General features: G+C 70.9%; 11 protein-coding genes. 6 read left to right on the top strand and 5 right to left on the bottom strand.

Translation table 11 applies throughout. The features are described 5' to 3' along the window. Nucleotides 1–663: 663 nt before the first annotated feature. From ACIBL4_RS14805 to ACIBL4_RS14825, 5 genes are all read left to right on the top strand, one after another. Nucleotides 664–1812, top strand: a complete 1149-nt coding sequence (locus ACIBL4_RS14805; protein ID WP_399410578.1) for a TraR/DksA C4-type zinc finger protein — start codon at nt 664–666, stop codon at nt 1810–1812. Between the two features lie 87 nt (nt 1813–1899). Next, nucleotides 1900–2520, top strand: a complete 621-nt coding sequence (gene lspA / locus ACIBL4_RS14810; protein WP_399409904.1) for a signal peptidase II — start codon at nt 1900–1902, stop codon at nt 2518–2520. A 63-nt stretch (nt 2521–2583) separates the two neighbouring features. Then, nucleotides 2584–3528, top strand: coding sequence for an RluA family pseudouridine synthase (locus ACIBL4_RS14815; protein WP_399409906.1), 945 nt, complete (start codon nt 2584–2586; stop codon nt 3526–3528). Further along, the gene (locus ACIBL4_RS14820) at nt 3525–4004 is read left to right on the top strand and encodes a GNAT family N-acetyltransferase (protein ID WP_399409908.1); all 480 of its coding nucleotides are present in this window, start codon (nt 3525–3527) and stop codon (nt 4002–4004) included. Before ACIBL4_RS14815 ends, ACIBL4_RS14820 begins: the two co-directional genes overlap by 4 nt. A 119-nt stretch (nt 4005–4123) precedes the next feature. Further along, on the top strand, nt 4124–5710 hold the full coding sequence (locus ACIBL4_RS14825; RefSeq protein ID WP_399409910.1) for a Na+/H+ antiporter: 1587 nt from the start codon (nt 4124–4126) through the stop codon (nt 5708–5710). 154 nt (nt 5711–5864) lie between these two features. Here the strand turns inward: ACIBL4_RS14825 and ACIBL4_RS14830 are convergent, their stop codons facing one another. Then, nucleotides 5865–6989, bottom strand: a complete 1125-nt coding sequence (locus ACIBL4_RS14830; protein ID WP_399409912.1) for a mechanosensitive ion channel family protein — start codon at nt 6987–6989, stop codon at nt 5865–5867. Between the two features lie 107 nt (nt 6990–7096). Here ACIBL4_RS14830 and ACIBL4_RS14835 point away from each other — a divergent pair, with 107 nt between their 5' ends. Continuing rightward, nucleotides 7097–7666 (top strand): dienelactone hydrolase family protein, encoded by a 570-nt coding sequence (locus ACIBL4_RS14835; protein ID WP_399409914.1) that lies wholly within the window; start codon nt 7097–7099, stop codon nt 7664–7666. An 18-nt stretch (nt 7667–7684) separates the two neighbouring features. Here ACIBL4_RS14835 and ACIBL4_RS14840 read toward each other — a convergent pair whose 3' ends face one another. From ACIBL4_RS14840 to ACIBL4_RS14855, 4 genes are all read right to left on the bottom strand, one after another. Continuing rightward, nucleotides 7685–9355, bottom strand: coding sequence for an alkaline phosphatase D family protein (locus ACIBL4_RS14840; RefSeq protein ID WP_399409916.1), 1671 nt, complete (start codon nt 9353–9355; stop codon nt 7685–7687). 93 nt (nt 9356–9448) lie between these two features. After that, complete coding sequence (locus ACIBL4_RS14845) at nt 9449–10267, bottom strand: DsbA family protein (RefSeq protein ID WP_399409918.1); 819 nt, start codon at nt 10265–10267, stop codon at nt 9449–9451. Between the two features lie 78 nt (nt 10268–10345). Beyond that, the gene (locus ACIBL4_RS14850) at nt 10346–11041 is read right to left on the bottom strand and encodes a hypothetical protein (protein WP_399409920.1); all 696 of its coding nucleotides are present in this window, start codon (nt 11039–11041) and stop codon (nt 10346–10348) included. 110 nt (nt 11042–11151) lie between these two features. Further along, nucleotides 11152–12477, bottom strand: coding sequence for a DUF2252 domain-containing protein (locus ACIBL4_RS14855; protein WP_399409922.1), 1326 nt, complete (start codon nt 12475–12477; stop codon nt 11152–11154). Nucleotides 12478–12529 lie beyond the last annotated feature (52 nt).

Raw genomic sequence — 12529 nt, forward strand, 5'->3', positions numbered from 1 at the left:
CGGCGAGGAGCTGGGCACAACGGATGCAGGTTCGCCGCGCGGCGTGCGCGAGGCGGGCGAATCGGGCGGTGTGCCCCGTTGCCGCGGGACTCAAGTCGATTTATCGTCCCAGAACGATTCGCGAGCAAGATCACAATATGTGAAGGGGCCGCGGCCATGGTGGCGAAGAAGACCGCCGTACAGCAGCCGGCGTCCGGCAGGTCCGCGGAGGCCTCCGGCGGTGCGGCCAAGGACGTGGGCGGGAAGAAGACCACGCAGGGGGGCCCGGCGGGGCGGGCGGCGAAGGGGGCTGCAGAGAAAGCGACCGAGGGGACGAAGGCGGCGGTCGAGAAGACGAAGTCGGCCGTCAAGAAAGTGACGGCCAAGAAGGCCGTGGCCGAGGAAGCGGTGGCCAAGGCCGGGAAGGCCGTGACCAGGAAGTCCGCGGCGAGGCCTCCGGCTGAGAAGGCGACGGCTGGGAAGGCTCCGGCAGGGAAGGCGGCTGCAAAGAAGGCGGCGGCCGGGAAGACGGCGGGCAAGACGGCTGCGGGCAAGAAGGCGGCAGCCGAGGCTGAGGTCGACATGGCTCCGGCCAAGAAGGCGGCGGCCGGGAAGACGGCGGGCAGGACTGCTGCGGGCAAGACGGCTGCGGGCAAGAAGGCGGCAGCCGAGGCTGAGGTCGACATGGCTCCGGCCAAGAAGGCGGCGGCCAGGAAGACGGCGGGCAGGACTGCTGCGGGCAAGACGGCGGCAGGCAAGAAGGCGGCAGCCGAGGCTGAGGTCGAGAAGGCCCCGGCAGGGAAGGCGGCTGCCAAGGAGGCGGTGGCCCGGAAGACGGCAGACAAGAAGGCGGCAGGCAAGGCCGCGGCCGGGAGAGGCTCGGCCAAGGAGACGGCTGTCGAGGAGACGGTGGCTGAGAAGACGGCAGCCAAGGTCGCGGCCGAGAAGGCCCCGGCCAGGAAAGCGGCGGCCGAGGAGACCGCGGCCAAGGGCGGGGCCAAGAAGGCCCCGGCCAAGAAGAGCCCGGTCAAGAAGGCGGTGGCCGAGGAGGCGGTGGGGAAGAAGACCGTGGGCAAGAAGGCTGCGGTCGAGAAGGCCTCGGCCAGGAAGGCGGCGGCCGAGGAGGCGGCGGTGAAGGAGGCCGCTGTCAAGAGGGCGAAGGCCGCCAAGGCCGGTGCCGCTAAGAAGGGCGTCGAGGCCGAGGGCGTTCGCGCCGGAGGCGAGAGCACCACCACGAAGGGCGCTGTCGGGAAGGGCTCTGCCCGGACCGGAGCGGTCACACAGGACACGGCCGGGAGCAGCACGGCCAAGAAGGCGGGTGCGGCCGAGGCCGCGCAGCAGACGGGAGCGACGACCGTGGTTGCGAAGAAGACTCCTGGCACGGCGACGGCGGCCAAGACCGCTGTCCCGAAGGCACGGGCGGCAGCGGCGGAGCCCGGTGAGCTCGCGGTTCGCCCGGGCGAGGACCCCTGGACGGAGGCGGAGGTCGAGGAGGCGCGTGCCGAGCTGACGTCCGAGGAGACCCGGCTGCGTGAGGAGCTCGAGTCGTCGGAGCGGTCGCTCGCCGGTCTGATGCGGGACTCCGGGGACGGCGCCGGCCACGACGAGGCGGACACCGGCAGCAAGAACATCACGCGCGAGCACGAGCTGGCGCTGGCCGCCAACGCGCGCGAGATGCTCGTCCAGACCGAGCGCGCCCTGGAGCGCCTCGACGCCGGTACCTATGGCCTGTGCGAGAACTGCGGCAACCCCATCGGCAAGGCCCGCATGCAGGCCTTCCCGCGGGCCACCCTGTGCGTGGAGTGCAAGCAGAAGCAGGAGCGCCGATACTGACCGCCGCCGAATGGCTCCTGACCACGTGGGACGCCCGGGGTTGACGTACCCTCGTCCTCAGTCAGGCACCTAGGTTGAGGGACTCACGTGGCAGAGGCGGAGCGCATCATCGGTACGCCGGACACACCGGACGCGGCCGGTAACGGGCGGGAGCGGCCCGACGGGGCGGCGGCCGCCGCGGCGTCCGGTGCGGATGAGCCGGCGGCGGCCGGGCGGCCCCGGGGCAAGCGCAGGATCGCGGTCCTGTTCGCGGTCGCCACGTTCGCCTACGCGCTCGACCTGATCAGCAAGATGATCGTGGTGGCCAAGCTGGAGCACCACCCGCCCATCGAGATCATCGGGGACTGGCTGAAGTTCGAGGCGATCCGCAACGCGGGCGCGGCCTTCGGCTTCGGCGAGGCCTTCACGGTGATCTTCACCATGATCGCGGCGGCGGTGATCGTGGTGATCGCCCGGCTCGCCCGCAAGCTCTACAGCCTGCCCTGGGCGATCGCGCTCGGCCTGCTGCTCGGCGGTGCGCTGGGCAACCTCACCGACCGGATCTTCCGGGCGCCGGGTGTCTTCGAGGGCGCGGTCGTGGACTTCATCGCGCCCAAGCACTTCGCCGTCTTCAACCTGGCCGACTCGGCGATCGTGTGCGGCGGCATCCTGATCGTGCTGCTGTCGTTCAAGGGGCTCGATCCCGACGGGACCGTCCACAAGGACTGAGCCCGCGCGGGGTTGTCCACAGGTCGGTACGGGGCTGTCTCACCCGTCCGGCATACTCGACGGGTGAGCACGATTCCCGAGATCCGTACCCTGCCCGTGCCCGACGGCCTGGAGGGCGAGCGCGTCGACGCCGCCATCTCCCGCATGTTCGGCTTCTCCCGGACCAAGGCGGCCGAGCTCGCCGCCGCGGGGAAGGTCACGGTCGACGGATCGGTGGTCGGCAAGTCGGAGCGCGTGCACGGCGGCGCCTGGCTGGAGGTCGAGATGCCGCAGGCGCCCGCGCCGGTGCAGGTGGTGGCCGAGCCGGTCGAGGGCATGGAGATCGTGCATGACGACGATGACGTGGTCGTGATCGTCAAGCCGGTGGGCGTGGCCGCGCACCCGTCGCCGGGCTGGACCGGCCCGACCGTCATCGGGGGCCTGGCCGCCGCCGGGTACCGCATCTCGACCTCGGGGGCCGCCGAGCGCCAGGGCATCGTGCACCGGCTCGACGTCGGCACGTCCGGACTGATGGTGGTCGCCAAGTCGGAATACGCGTACACGTCGCTCAAGCGCCAGTTCAAGGAGCGCACGGTCGACAAGCGGTACCACACGCTCGTCCAGGGCCACCCCGACCCGACCAGCGGCACCATCGACGCGCCTATCGGCCGCCACCCGCAGCACGACTACAAGTGGGCGGTCACCGCCGAGGGCAAGCCGTCCGTCACGCACTACGACCTGATCGAGGCCTTCCGCGCGGCGTCCCTGCTCGACGTGAAGCTGGAGACCGGCCGCACGCACCAGATCCGCGTCCACATGGCCGCCCACCGGCACCCCTGCGTGGGCGACCTGACGTACGGGGCCGACCCGACGCTCGCCAAGCGGCTCCACCTGACCCGCCAGTGGCTGCACGCGGTGCGGCTCGGCTTCGAGCACCCCGGGGACGGGCAGTGGGTGGAGTTCGCCTGCGACTACCCGGAGGACCTGCAGAAGGCCTTGGACCAGGTCCAGGAGGAGACGTACGCATGAGCGGGAGGCCGGCGCCGTCGTACGTGGTGCGGGTCGCCGAGGAACCGGCCGACCGTGAGGCGTGTTTCGCGGTGCGCAAGGAGGTGTTCGTCGGCGAACAGGGCGTGCCGGAGGACATCGAGTACGACGCGTACGACGCGGAAGCCGTCCATGTGCTGGCGGTCCGGGAGGACGGCGTGCCGCTCGGAACGGGGCGGCTGCTGCTCGGGGAGGCGGCCGTGGCGAAGACCGGAGCCGACCCGTCCGTGGGCTCCCTCGGCCGGCTCGCCGTGGCCGCCCACGCGCGCGGACTCGGTGTCGGCGTCGCCCTCGTACGGGCCATCGAGGAGGCGGCGCGCGAACGGGGTCTCACGGCCGTGGACCTGCACGCGCAGACGCACGCGCTGGGCTTCTACGAGCGGCTCGGCTACCAGCCGTACGGGCCGGAGTACTTGGAGGCGGGCATTGCGCACCAGGGGATGCGGCGTTCGGTCTAGAGGGCATGCGGTGTTCGCTTCGGCCCGCCATGAAAAGGGGCCGAAACGGTTTGTGCCGAGAGTTGCGTGGCAGGCTTGAGGTCAGTCGTGTGAACGTTTGACCTTCCGGAGCGCTGACCGTGGATCAGTTGGCCCTGCTGTTCGTGCTGCTGCTCGGGGCCGTGATCAGCGTTCCGGTCGGGGACCGGTTCAGCGTGCCCGCGCCGGTGCTGATGACGCTGCTGGGCATAGTCCTCGCACTGCTCGACTTCGTGCCGAACGTCCAGATCCCGCCGGACCTGATCCTGCCGCTGCTGTTGCCGCCGCTGCTGTACGCCGCGGTGCGGCGCACGTCCTGGCGGCAGTTCGCGGCGAACAAGAGGCCGATCTTCCTGCTGGCCGTGGCGCTGGTGTTCGTCACCATGGCCTGTGTGGCCGCCGCGGCCAACGCGATCGTGCCGGGCCTGCCGCTGGCGGCGGCGTTCGCGCTCGGCGCGCTGGTCGCGCCGCCGGACCCGGTCGCCGCGACCGCCGTCGCCGGGCAACTGGGGCTGCCGCGCCGGCTGGTGTCGATCCTGGAGGGCGAGGGGCTGTTCAACGACGTGACGGCCATCGTCCTCTACCACGTGGCGATCGCCGCCGCCGTCAGCGGGACGTTCTCGCCCTGGAAGGCCGGGCTCGATCTCGTGCTGTCGGCCGTGGTGGCGGTGGCCGTGGGCCTCGCGCTGGGCTGGGGCGCGAACAAGCTGATGGAACTGCTTGGGGACGCGACCCTCCAGATCGGGCTGACCCTGCTGGTGCCGTACGCCTCGTACGTCCTGGCCGAGGAGATGCACGGGTCCGGAGTGCTCGCCGTGCTCACCACCGCGCTGTTCCTCGCGGAGTACGGTTCCGACGCCGACGACGTCATGACGCGGCTGGCCGGGCACACGTTCTGGAACATCGTCGACACGCTCGTCACCGGCGTGGCGTTCGGGCTGGTGGGGCTGGAGCTGCACAACGCGATCCACACGGCGTCCGGCCGGTGGGGCGAGCTGCTCGGCTGGGCGGCGGTGGTCGTCTGCGTGGTCGTGTTCGTACGGCTGTTGTGGCTGCTGCCGGCGACCTGGCTGACGAAGCGGCTGCACGCGCGGCGGGACTACGACGAGGACATCCCGGTGAGCTGGCGCGAGACCGTGGTGATGTGGTGGTCGGGGATGCGGGGGGTGGCCTCGGTCGCGCTGGTGCTGGCCATTCCGCTGGAGACCGACGCGGGGGCGCCGTTCCCCAGCCGGGACGAGATCATCTTCATCGCGTTCGGGGTGATCGTGGTGACGCTGGTGGTGCAGGGGCTGACCTTGCCGTGGCTGGTGCGGCGGCTGGGGGTCCGGGCTGACACGGATGTCGAGAAGGAGTTCGCGAAGACGCTGGCGATCCGGGCGGCCAAGGCGGCCAAGCGCAGGCTCCAGGAGATCGAGGAGGTCGAGGAGCTGCCGGAGGAGCTGTCCGAGCAGATGGTGCGGCGGGCGTTCGACATCGCGGTGCGGATCAGTCCCGCGGTGGCCGAGGACGAGCGGCGCGAGGCCTATCGGGAGCGGGCCCGGCGGCTGAAGCGGGTGCGGCGGATCCAGCAGGAGATGCTGAGCGCTGCGCGGCATGAGGTGCTGGCGGCGCGGCGTGAGCCGGGGGCGGATCCCGAGGTGGTGGACCGGGTGCTGCGGCACCTTGATGTGCGGTCCATGCGGTGACCTTTCGGCTTTCGGTGGGTGGGGGTTGTTGTTTGGTTTGTTCCCCGCCCGCGCGCCGCCCGTAGCTGTCGGTCGAGGGGTCCTGGTTTCCCGTGGGGACATTCGCCGTTGGCGGCTGACGGGATTTCAGGACCCCCTCTGCCTCAACTCACTCTCAGCGCTCCGGCCTCGCAGAGCCGTGGTAGCGGCGTTGCTGGTGCGGGACGCCGTCCTGGGGCGGGCGGTGGCCGTTGCGGGACGGGGGCGGGATCGCGTCCGCCGTGTTGACCCGGGGCAGGGCGTAGGGGTGCTCCTCGGTCAGCCAGCGGACCATCTGCTCGCGGACCGCGACCCGCACCGTCCAGATGTCGTCCGCGTCCTTGGCGGTCACCAGGGCCCGCACCTGCATGGTGTTCGGGGTGGTGTCCGTGACGGACAGGTCGTAGGCGCGGCCGTCCCAGGCCGGGCACTGGCGCAGGATGTCGCGGAGCTTCTCGCGCATCGCCTCCACGGGGGCCGTGTGGTCGACGTGCCAGAACACGGTGCCGGTCATCTGCGGCGTGCCGCGCGACCAGTTCTCGAACGGCTTGGACGTGAAGTACGACACCGGCATGGTGATCCGCCGCTCGTCCCAGGTGCGCACGGTCAGGAACGTCAGGGTGATCTCCTCGACCGTGCCCCACTCGCCGTCCACGACGACGGTGTCCCCGATGCGCACCATGTCGCCGAAGGCGATCTGGAACCCCGCGAACATGTTGCTCAGCGTGGACTGCGCGGCGACACCGGCGACGATGCCGAGGATGCCGGCCGAGGCCAGCAGCGAGGCACCCGCGGCGCGGAACGCCGGGAACGTCAGCAGCATGCTCGCCGCCGCCACCACGCCGACGATCGCCGACACCACCCGCATGATCAGCGTCACCTGGGTGCGCACCCGGCGGACCCTGGCCGGGTCCCGCTGGGCCCGGGAATGGGCGTACCGGCTGTACGACGTCTCGACGATCGCCGACGCGATACGGATCACCAGCCAGGCGGTCGACCCGATCAGCACCAGGGTCAGCGCCTGGCCGATGCCCTCCCTACGGCTCTCCAGCAGCTGTGCCTCGTCGTACGCCCCTCTCAGCAGGGCCGCGAGGAGCACGAGCTGGTAGGGGATGCGGCCGCGGCGGAGCAGCCCCCACAGCGGGGTCTCGTGGTGCCGTTCGTCGGCCTTGCGCAGCAGGAAGTCGGTGGCCCAGCCGATCACCAGCGTGAGCACGACCGAGCCACCGACCACGATCAGCGGTCGCAGCAGGTTTTCCATGCCCCCGAACCTAACCGGCTCGCGGGGCACATGAACATGTGACTTCGGCGGCGTCCTGGGTAGTGCCGTCATCCCGGCCTGTCACACCCGGCTGGCACCATGGCCTCATGAACATCATGCTCTTTCACTCGACGCATGGGCTGCGGCCCGCGGTGCTCCAGGCCGCCGACCGGCTGCGCGCGGCCGGACACGAGGTGTGGACGCCCGACCTCTTCGAGGGACGCACGTTCGACTCGGTCGAGGAGGGCATGGAGCACAAGGAGAAGATCGGCAAGGACGAGCTGCTGAAGCGGGCCGTGCTGGCCACCGCGCCTTACTCGGAGCGCGGGCTGGTGTACGCCGGGTTCTCGCTCGGCGCCTCCATCGCCCAGACCCTCGCCCTCGGCGACGACAAGGCGCGCGGGCTGCTGCTCCTGCACGGCACGTCGGACATCGCGCCGGGCGTCACGGTGGACGAGCTGCCGGTCCAGCTGCACGTGGCGGAGCCCGACCCGTTCGAGACGGACGACTGGCTCAGCGCCTGGTACCTCCAGATGGGCCGGACCGGCGCGGACGTCGAGGTGTACCGGTACGCGGGTGCGGGTCACCTCTACACCGACCCCGACCTGCCGGACTACGACGAGGAGGCCGCCGAGGCCACCTGGCGGGTGGCGCTCGGCTTCCTCGACAGCTTGTAGCCGGCGGTTACCCGGGGCTCACACGGCGTCGTAGACGCGCTCGATCTTCTGCGTGCCGCTGCGCGTGCGGTACGAGCGGGACCACGTGGCGCTCGCGTCGCGCCGCGCGCGGTCGGAGATCACGTAGTAGTCCATCTGCGCGCGCTCGGCCGTGATGTCCAGGACGCCGAAGCCGTGGCGGTCGGTGTCGACCCAGTGGACGTGCCGGTTGGCGGCGCGGATCACGGGTGCGGCGACCGCGGAGACCGTGCCCTGAGGGACCTTGACGAGGTCGTCGAGGTTGTCGGAGGTGACCGAGGTGACGACGAACTCCGTGGCGGCCGACGGGGACAGCGGGTACGTACCGGCGTCCACCGGTACGTCGTTGGCCCAGGCCATGTGGATGTCGCCGGTGAGAAAGACCGTGTTGCGTATCGCGTTCGCGCGCAGATGGGCGAGGAGTTCGCGGCGGTCGTCGGTGTAGCCGTCCCACTGGTCGGTGTTGAGGGCGAGGCCCTCCTGCGGCAGGCCCAGCAGCTTGGCCAGCGGCTTCAGCAGATCGGCGGAGAGCGAGCCGATGGCGAACGGCGAGACCATCACCGAGTTGCCGACCAGCCGCCAGGTGGTGTCGGACGCCTTCAGGCCCGCCTTGAGCCAGTCGAGCTGGGTGCGGCCGGTGAGCGTGCGGTCCGGGTCGTCGACCTCGCCGTTGCCGACCTTGACCTGCTGCGAGCGGAAGGAGCGCAGGTCCAGCAGCGAGAGGTCGGCCAGCTTGCCGAAGCGCAGCCGGCGGTAGGTGGTGCCCGCGATCGCCGGGCGCACCGGCATCCACTCGAAGTAGGCCTGCTTGGCTGCGGCCTGGCGGGTGGACCAGGCGCCCTCGGCGCCCTCGGTGTGGTTCTCGGCGCCGCCCGACCAGGCGTCGTTGGCGAACTCGTGGTCGTCCCAGATCGCCACGACCGGGGCCGCCGCGTGCAGGGCCTGGAGGTCGGGGTCCGTCTTGTAACGCCCGTGCCGGACGCGGTAGTCGGCGAGGGAGACGATCTCGTGGGCCGGGGCGTGCGGGCGGACGACCGTGCCGCGGGTGCCGTACTCGCCGGTGCCGTACTCGTAGATGTAGTCGCCGAGGTGCAGCCAGGCGTCCAGGTCGCCTCGGGCGGCGAGGTGGCGGTACGGGGCGAAGTAGCCGGCTTCCCAGTTGGCGCAGGAGACCACGCCGAAGCGGAGGTTCGTGACGGCCGCGTCGTTCGCCGGAGCCGTGCGGGTGCGGGCGGCGGGGGAGTCGGTGCCCCCGGCGGAGAAGCGGAACCAGTAGTCGGTGGCCGGTTCCAGGCCGCGGATGTCGGCCTTCACGGTGTGGTCGGAGGCGGCCGTCGCGGTGGTGGAGCCCTTGGCGACGACGGTCGTGAACGCCCTGTCCTTGGCGACGACCCAGCTCACCTCGGTGTCCGGGCCGAGCCCGGAGCCGGGTATCGCCTCCGGGACGGGCGTCACGCGGGTCCACAGCAGGATGCCGTCCGGCAGGGGGTCACCGGAGGCGACGCCGTGCAGGAAGGCGGGAGCCTGGTCGACGGCGCGCGCGGGCAGGGTCCCTGCCAGCGGCCCGGCCAGGACAGCGGACGCCGCCGCGGCCTTGACGACCGTACGGCGGCGCGGGGTGAGGGAGTTGAGGCCCTCGGACGTGTTCGATGATCTGTATCGACTGGTCACGAGCGATCAGGTTACTGGTCGGTATGCGCCGGAGCGGGCGAACTGAAGGAAGTTCGCCCGCTCTTCACATGCCGGCCGGTCCCCGACCCGCCGTCACTTCTTGAGGGCCTCGCCCACCACCCTGTTGAAGTCGGCCACCGTCATCAGCGGCGTGCCCTGGTTGTCGGCGGTGAGCTGCTTGCCGTCCATGACGAAGCCCGGGGTGCCCTGCACGCCGTCCTTGTTGTCGTCGAAGGTCTTCGACATGGCCATCGCCCAGGCGTCGTAGGTGCCCTTCTCCACCGCGTCCTGGAACTTCTTGTTGCCCTTCAGCTCCGGGACGGTGTTCGCGACCTTGATCAGGTAGCTGTCGTCCTTGAACTTGTCGGTCGTCTCCTCCGGGTGGTACTTCGCCGAGTACAGCGCGGCCTTGTAGTCGAGGAACGCCTGGTCGCTGACGTTCAGCGCGGCACCCAGGGCGCTCAGCGCGTTCTTGGAGCCCTCGCCGTTGTCCTTGTTGTCGATGAAGGTGGCGCCGATGAACTGCATCTTGTACTTGCCGTCGTCGATGTCCTTCTTCACGGTCGGACCGACGGTCTGCTCGAACTGGGCGCACACCGGGCAGCGCGGGTCCTCGTAGATCTTCAGGGTCTTCTTGGCCGAGTCCTTGCCGATGACGACCGTGGTGCCCTTGGCTCCCGTGGTGTTGGCCGGGGCGATGACCTTGGCGTCCTTCTGGGCCTCCCAGTAGGTGGGCTTGTTGGCCTGGACGACCGCGTAACCGATGCCGCCGGCTATCGCGAGGACGCCGACGATGGAGGCGGCGACGATGATCTGCCGCTTCGCCTTCGCCCGCTTGGCCTCGCGCTCGCGCTCGATGCGCAGCCGCTCACGGGCCGCCGTCTTCGCCGCCTGGGTGTTCCGCTTGCTCATGGTGATGTTCTCCGTCGGGGACGCGCACAGGTCGTGTGCGCAATACGTAAGGGGGACCGCCGGTGCTCGAAAGGTGCCTCACGCGAAGGCGGGCGAGCACGGCGGTCCACGCCGTCCCAGACAGTGGGCGAGGATCCGCTCGCGGGCGGTGGGCGTGCGGTCGGGGGTCCGCGATGGCAGCAGGCGCCCGGCCGGGGCCCGCGTCACCGTCACCGCGGCGACCGCCAGCAGCAGCGGCCGGAAGGTGGTCGCCCCCACGGCGCGCAGCAGCTGGGCCAGGGCCCGCTCGCCCCGGCGCAGCCAGACGGCGGCGGCCAGTCCCACGCCGATGTGCGCGCCGAGCAGCAGCCAGGCGGTGGCCGGGTCGGCGTGCGCCACCGCGGCGGCGAGGCGTTCGGTGCCCGTGGCCCCGGCCATACGGGCCAGCGGTGTGCCGATCTCACCGCCCCCGCACAGCACGTCCAGGCCGACCGACCGCAGCGGGCCGGCGACCGGGCCGCCCGACCGGCCGTAACAGGCGTGCTGTCCCGTGGTGAACACCGTGTCGGCGGCCAGTTCCAGCGGGATCAGCAGGGCCGCGATCCGCCCGAAGGAGCGCTCTCGGCCCGCCAGGGCGTACGCGATCACGAACACGGTGGCGGCGACCGCGGCCACCGTGCCCATCGGGAGCGGGACCTGGGACAGCAGCACGTGCGACGCGGTGCTGAGCGTCACGACCACTGCCGTGAACAGCGCCGCGCGTACGGCTCTGAGCGGGATCCCGGATATGTCCATAGCGAGAGGAGAGTCTGTCACGGGGGCCGGTAAGGGACCCCTAAAGGATGCCTGTGAGAGAAAGGATGCCTGTGCGGGAGCGGACGGCCAAAGCCCCGGCTCAGGGATCCTTACAGACCCGGGATCCGGCCGTTGCGGAACAGGTCCACGAAGGTCTGGTGGTCGGCACGCGCGCGTGCGCCGTAGCCGTGCGCGAAGTCGATCAGCAGCGGCGCGAAGCCCTCCTCGTCCGCCGCGATCGCCGCGTCGATGGCCCGCTCCGTGGAGAACGGCACCAGGGACTCACCGGACTGGTCGTCCGCCGCCGAGTGCATCGTGGCCGTGGCCCTGCCGAGGTCGGCCACGACCTGGGCGATCTCCTCCGCGTCGTCGATGTCGCCCCAGTCGAGATCCACCGCGTACGGCGAGACCTCGGCCACCAGCTGGCCCGCGCCGTCCAGCTCCGTCCAGCCCAGCCACGGGTCGGCGTGCGCCTGGAGGGCGCGCTGGGAGATGACCGTGCGGTGCCCCTCGTGCTGGAAGTAGTCGCGGATCGCCTGGTCCGTGATGTGCCGGGAGACGGCCGGGGTCTGGGCCTGCTTGATGTAGATCACCACATCGTTCTCCAGGGCGTCGCTGTGGCCCTCCAGCAGGATGTTGTACGACGGCAGCCCCGCCGAGCCGATGCCGATGCCGCGCCGGCCGACGACGTCCTTCACGCGGTAGGAGTCCGGGCGGGCCAGCGAGCTGTCCGGGAGCGTCTCCAGGTAGCCGTCGAAGGCGGCGAGGACCTTGTAGCGCGTGGCCGCGTCCAGCTCGACGGAGCCGCCCCCGGACGCGAAGCGGCGCTCGAAGTCGCGGATCTCCGTCATCGACTCCAGCAGCCCGAACCGGGTCAGCGACCGGGCGTCACGCAGCGCGTCCAGCAGCGGGCCCTGTGCCGTGTCCAGCGTGAACGGGGGCACCTCGTCGCTCTTGGCGCCGGTGGCCAGGGCGTGGATCCGCTCGCGGTAGGCGACCGCGTAGATCGTCACCAGCTCGGAGATCTGCTCGTCGCTGAGCGCCTTGGCGTACCCGATGAGGGCGATGGAGGCGGCGAAGCGCTTCAGGTCCCACGTGAAGGGGCCGACGTAGGCCTCGTCGAAGTCGTTGACGTTGAAGATCAGGCGGCCGTTGGCGTCCATGTACGTGCCGAAGTTCTCCGCGTGCAGGTCGCCGTGGATCCACACGCGCGAGGTGCGCTCGTCCAGGAACGGCCCGCCCCGCTTCTCCTCGTCGAGATCGTGGTAGAAGAGGCACGCCGTGCCCCGGTAGAACGCGAAGGCCGAGGCCGCCATCTTCCGGAACTTCACGCGGAACGCGGCCGGGTCGGCGGCCAGGAGCTCGCCGAAGGCGGTGTCGAAGACGGCGAGAATTTCCTCACCGCGGTGCTCGTCGTCGAGCTGCGGGAACGACATCGCTGGGTGCCTCCTGGTGCATGCGTCTGAGGACGGCAGGTCCGCCCTCTGC

The organism is Streptomyces sp. NPDC050416 (genome assembly GCF_044458845.1).
In the GTDB taxonomy this organism is placed as follows: Bacteria; Actinomycetota; Actinomycetes; order Streptomycetales; family Streptomycetaceae; genus Streptomyces.

What these genes read in the sequence shown, in the direction of transcription:
- ACIBL4_RS14805 (WP_399410578.1), top strand. Translation starts at nt 664, where the DNA reads ATGGCTCCGGCCAAGAAGGCGGCGGCCAGGAAGACGGCGGGCAGGACT.
- ACIBL4_RS14820 (WP_399409908.1), top strand. Translation starts at nt 3,525, where the DNA reads ATGAGCGGGAGGCCGGCGCCGTCGTACGTGGTGCGGGTCGCCGAGGAA.
- ACIBL4_RS14830 (WP_399409912.1), bottom strand. Translation starts at nt 6,989, where the DNA reads ATGGAAAACCTGCTGCGACCGCTGATCGTGGTCGGTGGCTCGGTCGTG.
- ACIBL4_RS14835 (WP_399409914.1), top strand. Translation starts at nt 7,097, where the DNA reads ATGAACATCATGCTCTTTCACTCGACGCATGGGCTGCGGCCCGCGGTG.
- ACIBL4_RS14845 (WP_399409918.1), bottom strand. Translation starts at nt 10,267, where the DNA reads ATGAGCAAGCGGAACACCCAGGCGGCGAAGACGGCGGCCCGTGAGCGG.
- ACIBL4_RS14850 (WP_399409920.1), bottom strand. Translation starts at nt 11,041, where the DNA reads ATGGACATATCCGGGATCCCGCTCAGAGCCGTACGCGCGGCGCTGTTC.
- ACIBL4_RS14855 (WP_399409922.1), bottom strand. Translation starts at nt 12,477, where the DNA reads ATGTCGTTCCCGCAGCTCGACGACGAGCACCGCGGTGAGGAAATTCTC.